The organism is Chryseobacterium sp. GW823-FHT05E08, assembly GCF_058795655.1.
This window is the reverse complement of sequence record NZ_JBXAHY010000009.1, coordinates 65796-87307: the sequence shown is the minus strand read 5'-3', so window position 1 is coordinate 87307 and position 21512 is coordinate 65796. Positions and strand designations below refer to the sequence as shown.

The window sequence follows — 21512 nt, the reverse complement described above, 5'->3', positions numbered from 1 at the left end:
GCCGAAACCCGAAGCCCTGAAAAATGAGCTCAAACAAAGCTGCAATCGGGGCTAGGGTTGCAGTCTCCCATTTAAAAATTTGGAGAAAAATTACTAATTCTTTTGCGATAAAGACTATAAAATTTAAAACAGTTATTTATAGCATCATTTCTTGATTTATTTTAAAGCATTACATTTTAATATTTGTTATTTTTAGGAAAAATTAAAACAATATGAATCTATATACACAACCGATGTTGCGTGAAGATGCACTGAAAGATAAAGTAGCCATCGTTACAGGCGGTGGAAGCGGTCTTGGAAAAGCAATGACCAAATATTTTCTTCAATTAGGCGCAAAAGTGGTCATCACTTCCAGAAATTTGGAAAAATTACAGGGAACTGCGAAAGAATTGGAGGAAGAAACGGGCGGAAAAGTTCTTTGCGTTGCGTGTGACGTAAGAAATTGGGATGAGGTAGAAGCGATGAAAGAAGCTGCTTTGAAAGAATTCGGAAGAATTGATATTCTACTAAACAACGCGGCCGGAAATTTCATCTCTCCAACAGAAAGATTGACGCATTCTGCTTTTGATTCTATTTTAGATATTGTATTGAAAGGAACAAAAAACTGTACACTTTCCATCGGAAAACATTGGATCGATTCAAAAACTCCGGGAACAGTTTTAAATATTGTAACAACTTACGCTTGGACAGGTTCTGCTTACGTTGTTCCATCTGCTTGCGCAAAAGCAGGAGTATTGGCAATGACAAGATCTCTTGCTGTAGAGTGGGGGAAATATAATATTCGATTCAATGCCATTGCGCCGGGACCATTCCCAACTAAAGGAGCTTGGGATAGATTGCTTCCTGGAGATATGAAAGATCAATTTGATTTAGCGAAGAAAAATCCGCTTAAAAGAGTAGGAGAGCACCAGGAATTAGCGAATCTTGCCGCTTATCTGGTTTCTGATTTTTCATCTTTTGTGAATGGAGAAGTCGTAACCATCGACGGTGGTGAATGGCTACAAGGTGCAGGAGAATTTAATATGCTCGAAGATATTCCGCAGGAAATGTGGGATGCGTTGGAAGCAATGATAAAAGCAAAAAAGTCAAACTAAAAATTACAAATTATAACTGATGAGTTAATTTTGCTTATTGCTTATTGCTTATTGCTTATTGCAAGAATTAACATACTAATTATACATCTAAAACTTCTCTCTCACGGAGAAGTTTTATTTTTGTTTCTTATTAATTTAAAATTGATGAATATGAATTTGAGATTTTCAATGGTATTCCTGATGTTTTTTGCATTGGGATTTTCGCAGGATCTAAAAGTGATGAGTTTTAACATCAGACTTCAGGTAGAATCGGATAAAGAAAATGCTTGGACAGAGAGAAAACAAGATGCAGTAGATTTATTAAATTATTATCATCCGGATTATTTCGGCGTTCAGGAAGCGCTTCCCGAGCAGATGAAAGATATCAAAAATGGATTGAAAAATTATGATTATGTAGGTGTGGGAAGAGAGGATGGCAAAGAAAAAGGAGAGTTTTCGGCTATATTTTATGATACGAACAGACTTCAGGTTGTAAATTCAGGAACATTTTGGCTTTCTGAAACGCCTGAAAAACCGTCAAGAGGTTGGGATGCTGCTTTGAACAGAATTTGTACTTATGCTGTTTTTAAAGATAAAAAATCAAAGAAAGAATTTCTAGCAATGAATCTTCACTTCGATCATATCGGAAATATTGCAAGAGTAAAATCTGCGGATTTAATTTTAAAGAAAATCAAGGAAATCAACCCTAAAAATTTACCGGTAACATTGACCGGCGATTTTAATTTAACAGATGATTCTGAACCCATTAAAATTCTTTCTCAAAATATGAAAGATAGTTTTTATAATTCAGAATCAAAACATTATGGCCCTGTTGGAACTTTTACAGCTTTCAACGTTAATGAAGTTCCGAAAAACAGAATCGACTATATTTTTGTAAAAGGATTGAAGATAAAATCTCACAGACATATCAATGACAGAAGGGAAAACTTATTGTATCCTTCCGATCATTTTCCGGTCTTGGTAGATTTACAGTTTTAATGAAATACTTAAATTAAAATAAAAATGAGCTTTATTCTACGGGATGAAGCTTATTTTTTTCTGATTTCTAAATCTCGCATTATCGACAGATCACCTTGATATTCTAGTAGTTGCTGATCGATCAACATATGAATTCTATACAAAAGATAATAGTCTCCGATTGTAGATTTTTGCTTCCCCATTGTTTCGCCAATTACTCTCGCTGCTTTTTGGTAGTCTGAACTGCAGTTATCTAAAATACTTTGGTCATAATAATCCTCATTTACAGAAATTACACGGTCATCTTGCAAGATTCTGTTTGTTTTTTGATCTTTTTTTAGTCTTTCCCATTCATTTGCGTAAAACGATTTCGTGTTTTCATCAATCTCGTTTAAAATATTGAAAACTCCGTCCAGATCTTCCGGATTTTGTATGGCTAAACAATTGGTTCTATAATCGTTCTTTAACGTTGTTGGCCAATCATCCAGATTGATTTCATACAAATCTCTGTTTTTTAAAAGACTACAATAACGGTATAACATGAGTTTTTCGCCAGCATCACTTCCATGCCAGATAATTAACGGGGTTTCTTTTGGGAAATCAATACTAAATTCAGTTGATAAATCATTGAAATTGATGTCATTCTCATCATTATTCTCAATTGTATCGGGCGAACAGACAGTATCAATGGTTTTCCAATATGAAATAAATTTTTCGTAATCCGAAGCTGAGGTGAGGTCACTCAAAGGTCCCGTCGTTAAGTCATTATAAATACAGTGAATTTGTATTTTATCTTCAGGAAAATGGATTTTGAAATAAGATTCTAAATTTCCTCTTCCGGGGTTGCTATACACCAAATGAATTGCCTTTTTAAAATCGATCATACTATTTATATTAAATCAATTAGAAGTCTATTATGCAAGTTATAAAATACGCTCTTACTGTTTGATAGAATAAAGATAAGAGTTTTTATAATGGAATATATTAATATTATTGCAATTAGATATTTGTATTCTAAATGACGGTTTTAGGATTTTAATTTTCTTATTATTTTGTATTTTAATGTAAGATTTTAATTGAAAAAACAATTAAATCAAAAAAAGAGGAAAAAGTTTTTAATGCAAAGCGCAACTAGATATTGCCATTTTTGTTACTTTTATGTTAAATTGAATACTTATTGTAAAATAATTGAAATGAGAGGGATAATTTTAGCGTTTGCTTTTGCAATTTCTTGTCAGATTTCTGCGCAGGAATTATATATGCCGAGAAATATTAAGAAAGCTTATGAAAATGGAACAAGAGATATTTCTGGCGCTCCGGGAAAAAACTATTGGCAGAATAAAGGGATTTATAACGTTGATGTAAAGGTTGATGCCAACACGAAAGTCGTGTCTGGGAAAGAAACAATTGTTTATACTAACAACAGCCCGAATGATCTGAATGAATTAGCCATAAGATTCGTTAATAACTTACATAAACCACAGTCACCAAGGTCAGGATCTGTTTCCAAAGACTTTTTGTCTTCAGGTCTACATATCAAATCTTTCATCGTAAATGGTGAAAAATACGAAGTGAACAGTGACGATTGGGGAACAGTTGAAAAAGTAAAATTAAATTCAGTTTTAAAATCTAAAGCCAAAGCTGAGGTTAAAATTGAGTGGGAATATCCGTTATCTGTGCAAAGTGGAAGAGAAGGGCAAATTGATTCCGAAACGTTCTATGTAGCCTATTCTTTCCCAAGAATTTCTGTGTACGACGATTACAACGGTTGGGATATGCTTCCGCACTCCGACAGACAGGAGTTTTATAACGATTTTAATGATTATAGTTTCGCGATCACGGCTCCGAAAAACTATGTGGTTTGGTCAACGGGAGATTTCTTAAATCCTGATGCAGTTCTTCAACCGGAATATTTAAAAAGATATAAATCTTCATTAAAAAGTGACAAAGTAATACACGTTGCCACCGAACAGGAAATGAAATCGGGGAAAGTTACAAAACCTAATAAGTGGAATGTTTGGAAATTTAAGGCCAATAATATCACCGATTTCTGTTTTGCCTTGAGCAATCATTACGTTTGGGATGCAGCAAGTGTTCAGTTAAAAACAAAAAGAGCCAGTGTTCAGGCGGGATATAAAGCAGGAGCAAAAGACTTTGAACATTATGTAGACTGGATGCGTTATAACTTGGATTGGTTCTCAAAAAACTGGCCGGGTGTAGAATATCCGTACAATGTGATGACGGCAATTCAAGGATATGCAGATATGGAATATCCAATGATGATCAATGATTCAACCGTTCCGGATAATTTTCAGGATGCGAGATTAACGGCAGATCACGAAATTGCACACACGTATTTCCCTTTCTACATGGGAATCAACGAAACGCGTTACGCTTTTATGGATGAAGGTTGGGCAACGACTTTGGAATATTTAATTGGAATTGATGAAAACGGAGAAGCTGCAGCCAAAGAATTCTATCAAAATTTTAGGGTTAAAAAATGGATCAATGATCCTTCAGCAGAACAAGATCAGCCGATTATTTCGATGAGTACGCAGGTAAGTGGAGCAGGTTATGGAAATAACTCTTATGTTAAAGCATCTCTCTCTTATTTGGCTTTGAAAGATTATCTGGGTGATGAGGTTTTCAAAAAAGCATTACATCATTACATGGATAACTGGAATGGAAAACACCCAATTCCGTGGGATTATTTCTATTCTATGAACGCTGGTTCGGGGAAAAACTTAAATTGGTTTTTCAATAACTGGTTTTACACCAATAATTATATTGATTTAAAAATCGCAAACGTTTCTCAATTGAACGATCTTTTAACCGTTAATATCGATAATGTAGGAGGTTTTGCTATTCCTTTTGAAGCGATATTGACCTACGAAGACGGAACTGTGGAAAAGCTTCATTTCTCGCCATCACTTTGGGAGAAAGATCAAAAACAGGCTGTTTTAACGATTCCGATTAAAAAGAAAGTAAAATCTGTGAATTTAGACGGCGGTCTTTTTATGGATTATACACCGGCGGATAATTCTAAGAATTTATAGAAATAATTAAATAAAAAACAAAATCCTTTTCAGACCGAAAAGGATTTTTTTATGTTTAAATGTGTATTTAAATTATGATTCAGCAAAACCATTTTTAATAGCAAAAACAGCCAAACCAACACGCGTTTTTAGGTCTAATTTATCACAAAGCTGATCTCTGTAACTTTCAACTGTTCTTGGACTACAGCACATTTTATCGGCAATTTCTTTATAGCTGAGTTCGGTTACGGTGTATCGTAAAAATTCTTTTTCACGGTCAGAAATTCTTACTCCGTTTTCAGTGCCTTTATCATTATTCATATTAGAGAAAATGATCTTTGAAGCCCATTCCGGATAGAAAAAACCGTCTGAATTTAATTTAATAAGAGCATTCTCAAGTTCTTTTGGGTGGGTGTTTTTCAGTAAATAACCTTTTGCCCCGTTTTTGATCATTTTAATGACACTTTTATCGTCACCCTGCATGCTCAGCGCCATTACTTTGATGTTTGGCTGATTTTCTTTGAGCCATAATACAGTTTCAAAACCATCCATAATCGGCATGCTGATGTCTAAAAGAATGATGTCGGGAATTTTGCTGTTATTCTCAAATTTTTGGATGAGGTCTTTCCCATTTTCAGCAACATAAATTACTTCAAAATCTTTAAAATTATCAATAATTCCTTCTAAAGCTTTTGCGATAAGTACATGATCATCAACAATAACTATAGTTTTTTTCATGGCTGTTTTTTTAAAATAATATTGAGTGTAGTTCCGAGGTTTTTCTGGCTTTCAAGGCTGAAATCTGCCCCGATGATCTCGGCTCTGTTTTTCATGTTGGTTAAACCGATTCCGTTTGAGGTGATCTTCGAACGATCAAATCCCAAGCCGTCATCCTTGATATTCAATTCCCAAAAAGATTCATCAGAAGTGTTCAGATTAATGAAAATATTTTTACATTTTGCGTGTTTTATACTATTCTGAATGAATTCCTGGGTAATTCTTAAAAGCATATTTTTCTGAACAAAGTCTAAATCAAGGTTTTCGAAATTATGCTGAAAATTTACTTTACACTTTTTAAAGCTGTTGGTATTGTCAACTTCTTCCTGTATTAAAGTTACGATTTCCTTTTGACTTATATTGTCATCTGTCAATGTTTTTGAAAGGCTCCTCAAATCCTGTAAAGATTGGTTGATGATCTGTGAAACCTGTTCTATTCTTTCACTCACCTCAGGAACTTTATTTTCATATAAAAGTTGCTGAGTGTAAAGGCTTACAAGGGTTAATTTCTGTCCGATATTATCATGAAGTTCACGCCCGATCTGCTGCATGGTCGCCTGCTGAATTTCCAGCTGTGTTGCCAGAAGTTCTTTCTGATGGATCTCGTTTTTTATTTCAATCTCAGTTAAATATTCCTTTTTACGCTGCTTATATTTTCTGATATAAACCATGATCGCGGCGACAAACAACACAAAAAATATGTTGAATAGGATTAACGTTATTAAGAGCTCTGTTTTCCCCATATGAATGAAATTGAGAATAATAAGTACATCACGATCCCGGAAATAAGGAAGTAAGCAAAATAGATATTGTAGATTTCTCTATATGTTCTGATAAGAGGGAAAAATGTCCAGAAAGGTAAAGTCCCGATATAAAATAATGTTACTCCTAAATTGATATAAAACATTGGATTCTTACTGAAATTAAGAATATTTGATGAATTAATTTGTTTATAATATTCCATTACAACGAGTATCATCAAAATTAGGCATCCAAATGTATAATTGATCGAAAACATGACTTTATCGGTATCCAAAATAAATTCACTTGGTATAAATGAAAGTAAATAAATGCCGGATAATACTAAAAATGTTTTCTTTTTTTCAAACGATTTAGCGGCATAAAGCCAAAAGAAAAAGATAAATTGAACTGGAATTACAAAATAGTTGTAAAATGCCTGTTTATTATAATCAACAACAAGTGAACCCCATTTTCCAATTGCTTCACACAGAAAAATAAATATTAAATAAAATACAAAGTACTTCCAAGACTGATTTTTTATACGATTATAATATAAAATTGAGATAAGTGCAGCGATACCCTCACTCCAGAATAAAGATTCATATATCACTTTTTGGAAGTCCGTCATTGTGTTAGTTTAATATTGGATTAAATATAAAAAAATTAGAATGATTCTGTTACAGTATTATCTGGCGGAATAAGATTTCCGTGATTTTGACATAAAATAGCTGATAAAGCCTTATTCATTGCCATTACTTCTCCCTGTTCGCCATCATTATCACTGTTCTGATTATAAGTGGAAGCGTCCAAAGGATTGAAGTCATAACTTAAAGTTTCTCCTTCTGTATTCTCCATTTTCAATGTAGGAATCATTACTAAAGTATGTTTTCCTGCATAGTTCGTTCCGATTGGAGTGCCTTCCATTGTGTTCCAGTTTTCAACCTGCGGATATGCTGCATAGTAAAATCTAACGCCCAGATCATTTTCAGTAATTGTTGGATTTACTTTTTTCGCTTCGTTCTCAATATCTGAAATAAATTTTTTCAAGGTTGATAAATCGAAACGGATAGAATGAGCATCTTCAATCCCAAATTTGGTATTGATTGCAGCTAATTGATTATTACGGTAGTTGTCAACTAATTTTTGAATAAATGATGAAGACATGGTGTTTGGAGCTTCTGTTAGCTCGATGGTGTCTCCGTTAAAGATAGGTTTTGTTTTCATAATGTTAGCTTTTATAGTAGAATGTTAGTTAGTATTGCAAATTTCGTAAATTTTTTATGTTAAATGATACGTTTTTTTCCTATTAATTCTCCGTGATTTTACGGATTGTTATGTATGGTTAAAATTATTAAGGATTTGGACGTGTTTGTATAAAAAAAATAAGTGCTGTAGATTGGGTCTACAGCACTTATTACAAAAATAATATATATGAAAAAAAACTACTTATTTTTCTGCAGGTCTGAAAACCAAACCTGTTTCCTCGAAATAATCTAACGTGATTCTATCACCTTCATTCACCGTTCCTGCCAAAATCTCTTTTGATAATTTATTTAAAACTTCCTGTTGAATGACTCTTTTCAAAGGTCTTGCCCCGAACGCCGGATCATATCCTTTATTCATCAAATAATCCAAAGCGTCCTGAGTGGCAGTCATGATGATATTACGTTTTCCTAATAAATCATTGAAACCTCTCAACTGATACTGAACGATTTTTCCAATTTCTTTTTTTCTTAAAGGCTGGAACAATACCGTCTCATCAATTCTGTTCAAAAATTCCGGACGTAAAGTCTGTTTCAACAAATCAAAAACCTCAATTTTAGTTTTGTCAACAATTTCGTCTTGATTTTCTTCGGTAATATCTTCAAAATTCTCCTGAATGATGTGCGAACCTAAATTCGAAGTCATAATGATGATCGAGTTTTTGAAATTCACGACTCTGCCTTTATTATCCGTCAAACGACCGTCATCCAAAACTTGTAACAATGTATTGAAAACATCTGGATGCGCTTTTTCAATTTCGTCTAAAAGCACGACTGAGTAAGGTCTTCTTCTCACCGCTTCCGTCAATTGACCTCCTTCATCATATCCGACATATCCCGGAGGCGCACCCACCAATCTTGAAACCGAATGACGCTCCTGATATTCACTCATATCAATTCTCGTCATATTGTTTTCATCGTCGAATAAAAACTCAGCCAACGCTTTTGCAAGCTCAGTCTTACCAACACCCGTCGTTCCTAAGAAAAGGAATGATCCGATCGGTTTTTTCTCGTCGCTCAGTCCTGCTCTGTTTCTTCTGATCGCATCTGCAACAGCCCCAATTGCTTCTTCCTGACCTACAACTCTGTGATGAAGTTCAGTTTCAAGATGTAATAATTTTTCTCTTTCAGATTGAAGCAATTTTGTAACAGGAATTCCTGTCCATTTTCCGATCACTTCGGAAATATTTTCTGCGGTTACTTCTTCTTTAATCAATTCATTCTGATGATTTTGCATCTCCAGTTCGAGTTTCTGCAAAGCATCTTCTTTTTCTTTAATTTTTCCGTACTGAATTTCAGCAACTTTCGCATAATCTCCTGCTCTTGAAGCTCTTTCGGCTTCTAGTTTCAAAGATTCTATATCTTTTTTAATCTGGGTTAAATCCTCAGATTTTTGTTTTTCTTTCAGCCATTTAGCATTAATTTCGTTTCTTTCCTCAGAAATCTTTGAAATATCTTCTTTTAAATGGTCAATTTTTGTCTGATTCCCTTCTCTTGAAATGGCGGCCAATTCTATTTCCATCTGCATTAATTTTCTGTCTAAAACATCCAATTCCTCAGGTTTTGAATTGATTTCCATTCTTAATTTAGCCGAAGCTTCGTCAATCAAGTCAATTGCTTTGTCGGGTAAAAATCGATCCGAAATATATCGTTGAGACATTTCCACCGCCGCAATAATCGCCTCGTCTTTGATTCTGACTTTATGGTGGGCTTCATATTTATCTTTAATTCCACGAAGAATAGAGATTGCAGATTCAGTGTCAGGTTCTTCCACCATCACTTTCTGGAAACGTCTTTCAAGTGCTTTATCTTTTTCGAAATATTTTTGATATTCATTTAAAGTTGTCGCACCGATCGCTCTTAATTCTCCTCTTGCCAAAGCCGGTTTCAAAATATTTGCTGCGTCCATTGCTCCTTCACCACCTCCAGCTCCCACCAAAGTGTGAATTTCGTCAATGAAAAGGATGATTTGCCCATCTGATTTGATCACCTCATTAACGACTGATTTTAATCTTTCTTCAAATTCTCCTTTATATTTTGCGCCGGCGATCAAAGCTCCCATATCCAATGAATACAACGTTTTATCCATCAGGTTTTCAGGAATATCTCCGCTGATGATTCTGTGGGCAATTCCTTCTGCGATTGCGGTTTTACCAACACCCGGCTCACCAATTAAGATCGGATTGTTTTTAGTTCTTCTTGAAAGAATCTGTAAAACTCTCCTGATTTCTTCATCACGACCGATTACTGGATCAAGTTTCCCTTCTGCAGCTAATTCATTAAAATTTTTAGCATATTTATTTAACGATTGATAAGTCTCTTCCGAACTTGCAGAAGTTGCCTTACTACCTTTTCTTAATTCTTTAATTCCGCCTTCCAAAAGACTTTTTGTAACGCCCATATCTTTCAATGTTTTCGAAACTTCAGAATTGGTTTCTAAAAGTGAAAGCCATAAATGTTCGATCGTCACAAATTCATCACCCATTTTTTTAGCGATGTTAGGAGCGTCAAGCAAAACTTTATTTGCTGATTGAGAAAGATAGATATTTCCTCCCTGTACTTTCGGAAGTTTTTCTAAATTTTCACGGTTGCGCTCTCTTACCAAATTGGCATCTGCTTCAGATTTTTTTAATAAGAAAGGCGATATATTTTCATCTATCTGGAAAATTCCTTCCAATAAATGTTGAGGTTCTATGCTTTGATTACCAAATTCCATAGCAACTTGCTGTGCCGCCTGGATGGCTTCTTGTGATTTTACAGTATATTGATTTAAGTTCATATTGTGTATATTTTTTGTAATGATTAAGTTTAGTTTAATTCTTTTTAAAAACATCAAGAAACTAAATTTTCAGGCTTAGCTTCTTAATGCTATCAATTATTTATCATTTAATTCAATTACCTTATCGCAAAAACTGTTCAATTATTAAATTTATAAAAAATGTAGACAAAATTTCCGAATATTGTATTTTTAACGTAAAATTAACTTGACAAAATTTCCGATAATTAAAAATTTTATTTAAAATGATGTAAAAGTCGTCACATCGCAGAAAAATCAAGCGGAGTTAAAATTCCCCTCCTCTGGAGGGGTGGCGAAAATTCAAAGAATTTGACGGGGTGGTTTAAAAAGGAATTATAAGTTTCGGTTAAAATTCTAATGATTGTTGTAAATTAAATGCCTTCTGTCATTCTGAATGAAACGAAGTGGGGTGAAGAATCTCTAATAATAAAGGGTTAAGATTCTTCCTTCGTCAGAATGACAAACTTTGAGTAATACAGAAAATAGATTAATTTTAAAATAAACTTTGCGACCATCGCGTTAAAAATTATTCCCCTCAAAATCAAATATTAAAATCAAAATAGTTACTTTTGCCTGCATTGATGGAACTTAAAGAAAAACAAAGAAAAATATTAGACGTTGCCGTAGAACTTTTCAAAGAGAAAGGGTATATGGGCAGCTCTGTGAGGGATTTGGCTACAAAACTCAATATTAAAGCAGCTTCCTTATATGCACACATCCGTTCAAAGGAGGAAATTCTGGAATGGATCTGCTTCGGAATTGCCAATGATTTCTTTACTGAGCTTCAAACTGTAAAAAATACAGACATCAATCCAAAAGATAAGTTGAATTTATTCATTGATAAACATTTATCAATAGTTCTCAGAAATCGTGATGTTACGCATATTTATTCTAATGAATGGAGACATTTGGAGGAAAGACTTCCTGAATTTGTAGAATTAAGAAAAAAATATCAACAGGAAGTTGAAGAACTGATTTCTGAAATTTATCAAGCTGAAAACTGGGAATTAAGCTCACCAACTTTTACAACAAGATTTATTCTTCACACTTTAAACAATTCTTATTTTTGGTTCAAAAGAAACATTGAATCCACTACTGAAATTACTGATGAAATAAGGGATAAGATTCTTTTTGGTCTTTTAGGAAATCACAAACAATAAACGTCTCTTTTGTCATCCTGACTAAGGAAGAATATCAACACTTTATTATTAGAGATTTTTCACTCCGCTTTGCTCCTTTCAGAATGACAGTCAAAAACGGAAAAGCCTTCTCAACCTCAAAACTATTTAGAATCATTCAAAATGTGACGAAAATCATAAAAATTTTGTCACCTCCCAAATTCTTTTTAAATTTACACCTAACAAATGTTAGTTAGTCATGGATGTGGATTTTTCAGTTGAATACTTACAGCTCGACCAATTGAGAAAACTCCAGTCGGAAAGATTGGTGGATTTGGTGGGTTATCTTGAGGAGAAGTCGGATTTTTATAAAGGAAAATTTGATGAATTAGGAATATCAACTGAGGAAATAAGGACAATTGAAGATATTTCAAAATTGCCTATCACATACAAGCAAGATTTAAGAGACAATTATCCGTTCGGATTATTTACTGTTCCAAAGAATGAATTGCAAAGAATTCACTGTTCAAGCGGAACAACAGGAAAACCAACGGTGGTAGGATATACAAAAGAAGATGTTGATTTATTCAGCGAAGTGGTAGCAAGATCTTTGAATGCAGCGGGAGCAAAACAGGGAATGCAGTTACACAACGCCTATGGATATGGAATTTTCACGGGCGGACTTGGACTTCATTACGGAGCAGAAAAATTAGGGATGAGTGTCCTTCCAATTTCAGGAGGAATGACAACGAGACAGATTGATTTAATTATAGATTTTAAACCTGAAGTGATCTGTTGCTCACCGTCTTATGCTTTAACAATCGCTGATGAATTTGCTAAAAGAGGAATTTCGGCAGACGAAATCAGTTTAAAATATGCCGTTTTAGGTTCAGAGCCTTGGACGGAGATTATCAGACATCATATTGAAGAAAAATTGGGAGTTCACGCTACCAATATTTATGGGTTGAGTGAAATTATCGGACCCGGAGTTTCGATGGAAGATTTTGAGGAAAAAGGAGGTTCTTACATTTGGGAAGATCATTTTTATCCTGAAATTTTAGATCCGATTACAAAACAACCGGTTCCTTTTGGCGAAGAAGGAGTTTTGGTGATTACGACTTTAACGAAAAAAGCAATGCCGCTTTTACGTTATTGGACGAATGATATCACAAGTCTTTATTATGAAGAAAACTCAAAAAGAACAATGGTTAAAATGAAACCAATTCTTGGAAGAGCCGACGATATGCTGATTGTAAGAGGGGTAAATGTATATCCAAGTCAGATTGAAGAAGCGTTTTCTCATGTGGAAGGAGTGGTTCCGAATTATTATTTAACACCGATTGAAAAAGAACAAATGTGTGTTGCATTGGATATTGATCTGGAAATCGATGATGAATTTGTGAAAGCCAAACAAATTGAAATTAATACCGATGATTATGCTATTTTTGTCGGAGACTTTGGAAAAAGTATAGAAAACGAAATAAAAAAACGAGTAGGAATCACCACGAAAGTGAAAATTCATGCTCAGGACAGTTTGCCTAAGTGCGAAGGTGGAAAAATTAATAGAATACTTAAAACAAAATGAATTCATTTTATAAATTAAAAACTGTAAGGGTTCAGAAAGATACCAACGATGCTGTAAATGTAGCCGTTGAAATTCCTGAAGAACTGAAAGATAAATTCAGATTCAAGCAGGGGCAGTATCTTAACTTCCGAATGATGATCGACGGAAACGAAGAGAGACGTTCTTATTCTATCTGCAATGCTCCAAGTGAAAAAAGCAACACGCTGGAAGTATTGGTTAAGCTTTTAGAAAATGGAAAAGTTTCAGGTTATTTCAATGAGCATCTTCACATGGATGAAGTTCTTGAAGTGATGCCTCCGATGGGCGGTTTTCATACGTCTTATCACCCGACAAACGTAAAAACGTATGTTGGTTTGGCAGCAGGAAGTGGAATTTCCCCCGTTTTATCAAATATTAAAGAAAGTCTTTACCAGGAACCGAATTCAAATGCCTATTTATTCTACAGCAACAGAAGCATGAATCATGTGATGAAAAAGGCTGAGATCGATAAATTGGTTGAAACTTTTAACGGAAGACTGAAAGTTGTTTATTTAGTAAGCCGTGAGCAGCATGAAGACCCGATTTTTGAAGGAAGAATTTCTCCTGAAAAAATAGATCATTTATTTGAAAGATATGCAGATATCGATGTTAAAGAATCTACATTTTTCATTTGCGGACCTTCGGAAATGATTAAAGGGATCGCAGATTATTTAAAGAAAGATAAAAAAGTACCTGCAATCCAGGTTTTATTTGAATATTTCACTGCTCCAGACGAAGAAAATTCTGAAGAAATGAGTGATGAATTCAAGGCAATTGCCAATTTAGAAAGTATGGTAACGGTCATTATCGATGATGATGAATATTCGTTCCACCTTAATTCTAAAAAAGAGAGTATCTTAGATAAAGCATTGAAAGACAATCTTCCTGTACCTTTTGCTTGCAAAGGAGGAGTTTGTTGTACGTGTAAAGCGCAGGTTTTGGAAGGGGAAGTTTTCATGGAGAAAAATTTCGCGCTTACCGAAGACGAGGTAGCAAGAGGATTTGTTCTTACTTGCCAATGTCACCCGACAACGAATGTGGTGATGCTTAATTATGATGTTTAATTTTTAATGAATTTTTTTCATTATTAAAACTAAAAAAGATGGACTTAGAAAAATTTGTTCAATACGTACACGACGAAAATAAAGTAGAACCAAAAGATGTAATGCCCGATGATTACAGAAAATTATTGGTTCGTCAGATTTCACAGCACGCGCATTCTGAGATTGTCGGAATGTTGCCGGAAGCTAACTGGATTTCCAGAGCACCTTCATTGAGAAGAAAAATGGCTCTTTTAGCTAAAGTTCAGGATGAAGCAGGTCACGGTTTATACCTTTATTCTGCGACTGAAACTTTAGGAAACGGAACTATCAGAGCGGATAGAGATGCGACTTATGATGATATGTTGGAAGGAAAAGCGAAATACTCAAGTATTTTTAACTATCCGACATTGAGTTGGGCAGATATCGGCGCAATCGGTTGGTTAGTTGATGGTGCAGCAATTATGAACCAAGTAATGTTGATGGGGAATTCTTATGGACCTTACTCAAGAGCGATGGTGAAGATATGTAAAGAAGAATCTTTCCACCAAAGACAAGGATATGAAATTCTAATGGCGCTTTGTCGCGGCACAAAACAGCAGAAAGAAATGGCACAGGCTTCGTTAAACCGTTTCTGGTGGCCGGCTTTAATGATGTTTGGTCCAAATGACGACAGTTCGCCAAACTCTAAAATCTCTATGAATTACAGAGTTAAAAGGGAAAGTAACGATAGTCTTCGTCAGAGATTTATCGACGTTACGGTTTCTCAGGCTGAATTCTTAGGATTAACAATGCCTGATAAAGATCTTAAATGGAATGAGGAAAGACAACATTATGATTTCGGAGAACTTCCTTGGGGTGAATTCATGGAAATCTTAAAAGGTAACGGACCTTGTAATAAGAAAAGATTACAGACAAAAGTAAAAGCGCAGCAGGAAAACCTTTGGGTAAAAGAAGCGGCGATTGCTTTTGCAGAAAAACAACAAAAAGAAGTAATATAATATTTAATTTAAACCATTAAGATTTTGTTTTGAGGTTTAGTTTAATTAAGATAAATCATTCTGATTTTAAAGCTAAACTTAATATTCTTAACAGCTTAATTGTCCTTAATGGTTCGAAAATTAAAGTTTAAAATAATTCAAAACTTAGAATTTAAAATTTGACTATGGCAAATTTAGATATGTGGGAAGTGTTTATTCAGACTAAACCGGGATTATCTCACAAACACGTTGGAATTGTACAGGCGCCAACAGCAGAAATGGCTTTGCAGAACGCAAGAGATGTTTATACAAGAAGAAAAGAAGGAACTTCTGTTTGGGTTGTTCCAAGTAAATATATTGTGACTTCAGAAGGAATTGATAAAGAAGCTTTCTTTGATCCGGCTGATGATAAATTGTACCGTCACCCGACGTTCTACGATATTCCTAACGATGTAAAAAACATGTAATGAGCGCACTATTCAATTATTTATTAAAGTTTGCTGATGACAGTTTCATCATGGGACAAAGACTGTCTGCATGGTGTGGTGAAGGGCCTTATTTAGAGGAAGACATTGCATTAACAAACATCGCATTGGACGAACTTGGACAAGCAAACAACTTTTATGTTTACGCTTCAAGAGTTATCGATAACGGTAAAAGCGAAGATGATTTAGCATTTTTAAGATACGAGCATGAATACGTGAACGCACATTGGGTTGAACTTCCGAATGAAGATTATGCGCAGACGATTCTTAAAGTATATGTTTTCTCGGTATATCAGAAATTGATGTATGAGGCATTATCAAATTCTGCAGATGAAGAACTTTCTGCTCTTGCTCAAAAATCGTTGAAAGAAGTTAGATATCACTATACACATGCTGCATCTTGGATGAAAATTTTCGCTCAGGGAACAGAAGAAAGTAAAGCTCGTTTGGTAAAATCTCTTGAAAATATTTGGGAATACACGAAAGGTTTATTCGCAAAAGTGGAAGGAGAAGATGATTTAATAGCTTTAAATATCGCTCCAAATGTTGATGCTATGTATGAAGATTTCCTTTCTATTACACAAAAAGATTTTGCAGATTTTGGTTTAGAATATCCTGCAAATCCTTTTATGCAGCCAAAATCAAGAACGGGATATCACACAGAATACTTCGGATTTATTCTTTGTGAATTGCAGTATATGCAGAGAGCATATCCGGGTTGTACTTGGTAATTTTTTGAACTTTGCTAAGTGAAGCGCCTTTGCGAGCTTAAAAACAGTTAGTAGTCAAAAAAAACTTTGCGCACTTTGCGTTTAAAAAAAATCAGATTAAAAAAGATTGAAAAATCCTTTAGAAATATTAGAATTAGTCCCAGATCCGGAAATTCCGGTAATCAATATCGTGGAATTAGGTATTGTAAGAGAAGCGAAAATTACGAGCGAAAATTCTTGTGAAGTAACGATTACGCCGACTTATTCTGCCTGCCCGGCTATGTTTACCATTGAGGAAGACATCATGAAAATCATGAAAGAAAACGGTTGGGATGCGAAAGTGGTCACCAAAATGTTTCCAATTTGGACAACAGATTGGTTGACGGATGAAGCGAGAGAAAAACTTCGTGTGTACGGAATTTCACCTCCCGAAAAAGGAGCAGACGAACATCACATCGGGAAACCGAAAAAATGTCCGCGTTGTGGTTCTATGCATTCAAAACAGATTAGCAGATTCGGGTCTACATTATGCAAGGCTTCGTATCAGTGTTTAGACTGTTTAGAGCCTTTTGATTATTTTAAATGTCATTAAAATATATTATAAATAAAAATGATACGTCAAGTTTTGTCGCTAGCAGCGCTTAGTTTTGCTTCAGTATCATTTTTTAATGATCTATTTAATTAAAATAATCAAAACAAAAAATTAATTATGACAAATTGTAACAGTCAGAAATTTCCATCAACGTGTATTCCTTCAGATTATGGATTCAAGAAATTTTTTCCTCATACAGGAGAAGAAGTTTATTATCAGAATATCACTGGAACTAATTTACCAGAAGATGGCATCGTTATTATTCTTGAAAACGGAGAATATTATAAAGCTATTTTAAATGAAAATACCATCAATATTGAATGGTACAGGTGTGACAAGGAAAATAGATATCATAATGACGAGGAAATTATTTTGGCAGCTGTTAAAATGGCAGCTTATTTAGGTGCTACATTGAGGTTTGATGCAAGAGAGTATATTGTAAATAATCAACTTTCTTTTCAGAACCTTTCCTGTTTTAAGCTTTTAGGAGATAAACAGCATACGTGGATTAAATCAAATACTAATGTAAGATTTGAAAGCTTTTATTTCAACTTTACAGATTGTAGTAATATTATTATAGAAGGATTCAACTTTGATCTGAACAAAAATAACTTACCAACCTATAATTCTTCTGATAATGCACTTTCAAAAGAATTTAATGGAGGAATATTATTTAAAGGGACATATGAAGTTAATGGTTCATATAATATAGAAATTACAAATTGTCATTTTTATGATCTATATAATCGTGCTTTACGTTTCTATAATTGTGGAGAAGGGCATATTACAGTGAAAAATAATCTATTTGAAAGTGGTGTCCAGCAACAAATCTATGTAATGGAGCATTTGGTTATTACGCAGTCACATAACGCAAATGTCATAGTAGAAAAAAATATTTTCAAAAATGCTGAAAACTATGATTCATCTAAAGCACCATGCGGTATTTTCGCATTTGATTTAGGGCTTTATGGATCAGTATTGATCAATGATAATTATTTTGAATATTGTGGAAGAGATAATACAGGACATCATAGGTTATATGCGATAGATTTCTACGATAGTGTTAATAATTTTGTCATTTCCAACAATACATTTAGAAATACGACTTGGGGAGCTATCAGATTTGATGGAATTAGAAAAAACGGAATTATTACTAACAATATAATTCATCAGTTAATTTCAGATGATGGGGGAATGATCAACGCTTCTTCAAGAGGTGCTGCAGAATTTAATCAGACAGAATTCAGAAATATAATAATTAGTAATAATATTTTGGAATCGTCTGGGACAGAAAGTTATGGGATAACTCTTCAGGGACTATCACCATTTTGTAATTCAGAAAACATTGAGATTTCAAATAATAAATTCTATAATTTAAAAAGCTGTATAACTCTGCATGGAGATATGGATGTGATTTCAATAAATAACAATCAGGCATTTAATCTTACATCTATAGGAGTGTATATTCAAGGACGTAAGATTGTTAATACAGTACAAGTTGAGCCTCGTAAAATTGCTAAGATTTACATTAATAATAATAATTTTAGTGGAAATTTAAACCCTGATTTTAAAGGAATAATTGGAGTTCAGATAGATGGACTTAACGGAACTCATACTTTTATGGGCAGAGTTTGGATTAATGATAATTTTATTACCAACAATAATTATGGATATGGAATTATTGCTAATACCGGAGATTCTTCAGATAATGTTATTACAATTACAAATAATTTAATTGAAAACGTTGGATGTGGACTTTATATAAGAACCAAAAAAGTTTTGGTTAAGGATAATTTGATTTATAATGCATCTGTAAATATTAATGATACAGATGTGCCTGGTCAAACTATTTATCACGAAAATTTTAATAATAACGTAATAATTTAAATAATTATATCAGCGATGAATATCCTTATTTAACAGTATAAAATTATAAAAGGAACAATTATGTATATGTTGAAATATTCATGTTTTTCATTACAGAATTGTTCCTTATATACTGTTAAATGATTATATTTAACTGATTTAAAATTAAAAACTATGTATACACAACTTGATATTGAAACGCATTTTGACGGAAAACTTAAAATCGCTTACCTCAATCAACCCGATACAATGAACGCGCTTACAAAGCCTTCTTTATCAGATTTAAAAGATTTTATTAAAGAATGTAGCGATGACGAAACAGTAAGATGTGTGGCAATTTCAGGAAGAGGAAAAGCTTTTTGCTCCGGCCAAAACCTGGATGATGCTTTCGTACAAGGTAACGAACACCACGACCACGATATCATCAGAAAAATTGTGGTAGATTATTATAACCCTTTGGTGACAGAGATTACAAAATGTAAAAAACCAGTTGTTGCATTGGTAAATGGTCCTGCAGTAGGAGCTGGCGCAATGTTGGCATTAATCTGTGACTTCGTTTTAGCAGTTGATAAATCTTATTTTGCGCAGGCATTTTCAAATATTGGATTGATTCCTGATACGGGAGGAACGTATTTCTTACCGAAATTATTGGGAAGACAATTGGCAAATTATTTAGCATTCACAGGGAAAAGATTATCTGCTGATGAAGCAAAATCTTACGGTTTGGTTGCTGAAATTTTCAATGAAGAAGAGTTCGCTCCAAAATCAATGGAAATCCTTGAAAAAATGTCAAATATGCCGACTGCAGCTATCAAATTAACTAAAAAGGCTTTCGCTCAGTCATATACAAATACATTGAGAGAGCAACTTGAATTAGAAGGAGATTTACAACAGGAAGCTGCTGAAACAGAAGATTTCAAAGAAGGGGTAAGTGCCTTTTTACAAAAAAGAAAGCCTAATTATAAAGGAAAATAATATTATAGAAATTAGAAATTAGAGGTTAGAAATTAGCAGGTAAAAAATCTAACTTCTAACTTCTAGATTCTAACATCTATAAATTAATGAAAAATATCGGAATTATTGGTGCAGGAACTATGGGCGTAGGAATCGCTCAGGTAGCTGCAACAGCGGGTTGCAAAGTTGTTTTATTCGACGCAAATACTCCGCAAATTAATAAAGCACTTTCTGGCTTAGAGAAAACATTAAATAAATTAGTTGAAAAAGCTAAAATTTCTCAGGAAAAAGCCACAGAAATCAGAAATAATATCGTTAAAGGTGAAACTTTACAGGATCTAAAAGATTCTGATTTAGTGATTGAAGCCATTATCGAAAACAAAGAAATCAAAACCAAAGTTTTTACAGAACTAGAGACTTACGTTTCAGAAAACTGTATTATTGGTTCTAATACATCATCTATTTCCATCACCTCCCTTGGTGCGGAATTACAAAAACCGGAGCGTTTCATCGGAATTCACTTTTTCAATCCGGCTCCTTTAATGCCTTTGGTTGAGGTTATCCCGTCTTTACTTACAGAAAAATCATTAGCGGAAAAAATCTATAATCTGATGAAACATTGGGGAAAAACTCCTGTTATTGCCAAAGATATTCCAGGTTTTATCGTCAACAGAATCGCTCGTCCTTACTACGGTGAAGGATTGAGAATTGTTGAAGAAAACATCGCAACTATAGAACAGGTTGATGAAGCGATGAAAACAATTGGAAACTTCAAAATGGGACCTTTTGAATTAATGGATTTAATTGGTGTTGATGTGAATTTCTCTGTAACGACAACAGTTTACAAGGAATATTTCTACGATCCGAAATACAAACCATCTCTTCTTCAACAAAGAATGTCTGAAGCCAAGCTTCACGGCAGAAAAACAGGAAAAGGTTTCTACGATTATAATGAAGGCGCAGAAAAACTTGTTGCAGAAAAAAACGATGCTCTTTATCAACAAATATTTTTGAGAATTATTTCAATGTTGATCAATGAAGCGGTTGAAGCAAAAAGATTAGGTATTGCCAACGATGAAGATCTTGAATTGGCAATGCAGAAAGGCGTAAATTATCCAAAAGGATTATTGGCTTGGGGAAAAGAAATCGGATATTCAAAAATCTCCGAAACCCTGCAAAATCTTTACGAAGAATATCAGGAAGAAAGATATAGACAAAGCCCGTTGTTGAGAAAATTATAAATAATAATAGCTAGTTTATTAATGAGTAGGTCAAGAAAGAAAACTCCGATAATAGGAATTACAACTGCAGTGACAGAAAAGAAAAATAAATTAGAAGCAAATAGAAAATTAAGAAGATTGAACAGAATCAAAATTCATAAAGGTGATTATGATTTATTTCAATTAAGAGAAATATCAAATGTTTGGGGTTTTGATAAAGATGGTAAAAGATATTTAAAAGATCCTGATAGAAAAGATTTGATGAAATAATTAATATTTTT

20 protein-coding genes are annotated in these 21512 nt (G+C 33.9%); 14 read left to right on the top strand and 6 right to left on the bottom strand.

Features of this window, described 5'->3' with window-relative positions:
• The first annotated feature begins 212 nt into the window (after positions 1 to 212).
• The gene (locus AC1Q7L_RS22065) at positions 213 to 1094 is read left to right on the top strand and encodes an SDR family oxidoreductase (protein ID WP_492307975.1); all 882 of its coding nucleotides are present in this window, start codon (positions 213 to 215) and stop codon (positions 1092 to 1094) included.
• 150 nt (positions 1095 to 1244) lie between these two features.
• A complete protein-coding gene (locus tag AC1Q7L_RS22060; RefSeq protein ID WP_492307976.1) occupies positions 1245 to 2072 on the top strand; it encodes an endonuclease/exonuclease/phosphatase family protein in 828 nt (275 codons plus the stop codon).
• Between the two features lie 50 nt (positions 2073 to 2122).
• On the opposite strand, the gene AC1Q7L_RS22055 is transcribed toward AC1Q7L_RS22060, so the two are convergent.
• Entirely contained in the window at positions 2123 to 2935 is an 813-nt protein-coding gene (locus tag AC1Q7L_RS22055; protein WP_492307977.1) for a DUF3658 domain-containing protein, read from the bottom strand.
• Positions 2936 to 3244: 309 nt separating this feature from the next.
• Here AC1Q7L_RS22055 and AC1Q7L_RS22050 point away from each other — a divergent pair, with 309 nt between their 5' ends.
• Positions 3245 to 5107: a M1 family metallopeptidase gene (locus tag AC1Q7L_RS22050; RefSeq protein WP_492307978.1), complete on the top strand. Its 1863-nt coding sequence runs from the start codon at positions 3245 to 3247 to the stop codon at positions 5105 to 5107.
• A 72-nt stretch (positions 5108 to 5179) separates the two neighbouring features.
• Here the strand turns inward: AC1Q7L_RS22050 and AC1Q7L_RS22045 are convergent, their stop codons facing one another.
• From AC1Q7L_RS22045 to clpB, 5 genes are all read right to left on the bottom strand, one after another.
• Entirely contained in the window at positions 5180 to 5824 is a 645-nt protein-coding gene (locus AC1Q7L_RS22045; RefSeq protein WP_410694145.1) for a response regulator, read from the bottom strand.
• Entirely contained in the window at positions 5821 to 6555 is a 735-nt protein-coding gene (locus AC1Q7L_RS22040) for a sensor histidine kinase (RefSeq protein ID WP_228394358.1), read from the bottom strand. Before AC1Q7L_RS22040 ends, AC1Q7L_RS22045 begins: the two co-directional genes overlap by 4 nt.
• Before the next feature lie 29 nt (positions 6556 to 6584).
• Complete coding sequence (locus AC1Q7L_RS22035) at positions 6585 to 7232, bottom strand: hypothetical protein (protein ID WP_410694146.1); 648 nt, start codon at positions 7230 to 7232, stop codon at positions 6585 to 6587.
• A 35-nt stretch (positions 7233 to 7267) separates the two neighbouring features.
• A complete protein-coding gene (locus tag AC1Q7L_RS22030) occupies positions 7268 to 7828 on the bottom strand; it encodes a hypothetical protein (protein ID WP_492307979.1) in 561 nt (186 codons plus the stop codon).
• 222 nt (positions 7829 to 8050) lie between these two features.
• Positions 8051 to 10645 (bottom strand): ATP-dependent chaperone ClpB, encoded by a 2595-nt coding sequence (gene clpB, locus AC1Q7L_RS22025; protein WP_492307980.1) that lies wholly within the window; start codon positions 10643 to 10645, stop codon positions 8051 to 8053.
• 587 nt (positions 10646 to 11232) lie between these two features.
• Here clpB and AC1Q7L_RS22020 point away from each other — a divergent pair.
• The 11 genes from AC1Q7L_RS22020 to AC1Q7L_RS21970 all read left to right on the top strand — a co-directional run bounded on the left by AC1Q7L_RS22020 (position 11233) and on the right by AC1Q7L_RS21970 (position 21501).
• Positions 11233 to 11823 (top strand): TetR/AcrR family transcriptional regulator, encoded by a 591-nt coding sequence (locus AC1Q7L_RS22020; RefSeq protein WP_492307981.1) that lies wholly within the window; start codon positions 11233 to 11235, stop codon positions 11821 to 11823.
• Positions 11824 to 12046: 223 nt separating this feature from the next.
• On the top strand, positions 12047 to 13366 hold the full coding sequence (locus AC1Q7L_RS22015) for a phenylacetate--CoA ligase family protein (RefSeq protein ID WP_492308039.1): 1320 nt from the start codon (positions 12047 to 12049) through the stop codon (positions 13364 to 13366).
• Positions 13363 to 14448, top strand: a complete 1086-nt coding sequence (locus AC1Q7L_RS22010; RefSeq protein ID WP_492307982.1) for a 2Fe-2S iron-sulfur cluster-binding protein — start codon at positions 13363 to 13365, stop codon at positions 14446 to 14448. Before AC1Q7L_RS22015 ends, AC1Q7L_RS22010 begins: the two co-directional genes overlap by 4 nt.
• Before the next feature lie 38 nt (positions 14449 to 14486).
• A complete protein-coding gene (gene paaA, locus AC1Q7L_RS22005) occupies positions 14487 to 15425 on the top strand; it encodes a 1,2-phenylacetyl-CoA epoxidase subunit PaaA (RefSeq protein WP_129535011.1) in 939 nt (312 codons plus the stop codon).
• Positions 15426 to 15589: 164 nt separating this feature from the next.
• The gene (paaB, locus tag AC1Q7L_RS22000; protein WP_034679196.1) at positions 15590 to 15871 is read left to right on the top strand and encodes a 1,2-phenylacetyl-CoA epoxidase subunit PaaB; all 282 of its coding nucleotides are present in this window, start codon (positions 15590 to 15592) and stop codon (positions 15869 to 15871) included.
• The gene (gene paaC, locus AC1Q7L_RS21995; protein WP_492307983.1) at positions 15871 to 16620 is read left to right on the top strand and encodes a 1,2-phenylacetyl-CoA epoxidase subunit PaaC; all 750 of its coding nucleotides are present in this window, start codon (positions 15871 to 15873) and stop codon (positions 16618 to 16620) included. The genes paaB and paaC overlap by 1 nt, the downstream gene beginning before the upstream one ends.
• 106 nt (positions 16621 to 16726) lie before the next feature.
• Positions 16727 to 17191, top strand: a complete 465-nt coding sequence (gene paaD, locus AC1Q7L_RS21990) for a 1,2-phenylacetyl-CoA epoxidase subunit PaaD (RefSeq protein WP_054511920.1) — start codon at positions 16727 to 16729, stop codon at positions 17189 to 17191.
• 117 nt (positions 17192 to 17308) lie between these two features.
• Positions 17309 to 19078 carry a right-handed parallel beta-helix repeat-containing protein gene (locus AC1Q7L_RS21985; RefSeq protein WP_492307984.1) on the top strand — a complete coding sequence of 590 codons (1770 nt, stop codon included), beginning with the start codon at positions 17309 to 17311 and terminating at the stop codon, positions 19076 to 19078.
• A 153-nt stretch (positions 19079 to 19231) separates the two neighbouring features.
• Positions 19232 to 20032, top strand: coding sequence for an enoyl-CoA hydratase/isomerase family protein (locus tag AC1Q7L_RS21980; RefSeq protein WP_492307985.1), 801 nt, complete (start codon positions 19232 to 19234; stop codon positions 20030 to 20032).
• Between the two features lie 86 nt (positions 20033 to 20118).
• Positions 20119 to 21252: a 3-hydroxyacyl-CoA dehydrogenase NAD-binding domain-containing protein gene (locus AC1Q7L_RS21975; RefSeq protein WP_492307986.1), complete on the top strand. Its 1134-nt coding sequence runs from the start codon at positions 20119 to 20121 to the stop codon at positions 21250 to 21252.
• Between the two features lie 21 nt (positions 21253 to 21273).
• Complete coding sequence (locus tag AC1Q7L_RS21970; protein ID WP_123982793.1) at positions 21274 to 21501, top strand: hypothetical protein; 228 nt, start codon at positions 21274 to 21276, stop codon at positions 21499 to 21501.
• The last annotated feature ends 11 nt before the right edge of the window (positions 21502 to 21512 follow it).

Coding starts and splice junctions, on each gene's coding strand:
- AC1Q7L_RS22050 (WP_492307978.1), top strand. CDS start 3,245: ATGAGAGGGATAATTTTAGCGTTTGCTTTTGCAATTTCTTGTCAGATT.
- AC1Q7L_RS22035 (WP_410694146.1), bottom strand. CDS start 7,232: ATGACGGACTTCCAAAAAGTGATATATGAATCTTTATTCTGGAGTGAG.
- AC1Q7L_RS22030 (WP_492307979.1), bottom strand. CDS start 7,828: ATGAAAACAAAACCTATCTTTAACGGAGACACCATCGAGCTAACAGAA.
- paaC (WP_492307983.1), top strand. CDS start 15,871: ATGAGCGCACTATTCAATTATTTATTAAAGTTTGCTGATGACAGTTTC.
- AC1Q7L_RS21985 (WP_492307984.1), top strand. CDS start 17,309: ATGACAAATTGTAACAGTCAGAAATTTCCATCAACGTGTATTCCTTCA.
- paaB (WP_034679196.1), top strand. CDS start 15,590: ATGGCAAATTTAGATATGTGGGAAGTGTTTATTCAGACTAAACCGGGA.
- AC1Q7L_RS22045 (WP_410694145.1), bottom strand. CDS start 5,824: ATGAAAAAAACTATAGTTATTGTTGATGATCATGTACTTATCGCAAAA.
- clpB (WP_492307980.1), bottom strand. CDS start 10,645: ATGAACTTAAATCAATATACTGTAAAATCACAAGAAGCCATCCAGGCG.
- paaA (WP_129535011.1), top strand. CDS start 14,487: ATGGACTTAGAAAAATTTGTTCAATACGTACACGACGAAAATAAAGTA.
- AC1Q7L_RS22055 (WP_492307977.1), bottom strand. CDS start 2,935: ATGATCGATTTTAAAAAGGCAATTCATTTGGTGTATAGCAACCCCGGA.
- AC1Q7L_RS22065 (WP_492307975.1), top strand. CDS start 213: ATGAATCTATATACACAACCGATGTTGCGTGAAGATGCACTGAAAGAT.
- AC1Q7L_RS22060 (WP_492307976.1), top strand. CDS start 1,245: ATGAATTTGAGATTTTCAATGGTATTCCTGATGTTTTTTGCATTGGGA.
- AC1Q7L_RS22010 (WP_492307982.1), top strand. CDS start 13,363: ATGAATTCATTTTATAAATTAAAAACTGTAAGGGTTCAGAAAGATACC.
- AC1Q7L_RS21970 (WP_123982793.1), top strand. CDS start 21,274: ATGAGTAGGTCAAGAAAGAAAACTCCGATAATAGGAATTACAACTGCA.
- AC1Q7L_RS21980 (WP_492307985.1), top strand. CDS start 19,232: ATGTATACACAACTTGATATTGAAACGCATTTTGACGGAAAACTTAAA.
- AC1Q7L_RS21975 (WP_492307986.1), top strand. CDS start 20,119: ATGAAAAATATCGGAATTATTGGTGCAGGAACTATGGGCGTAGGAATC.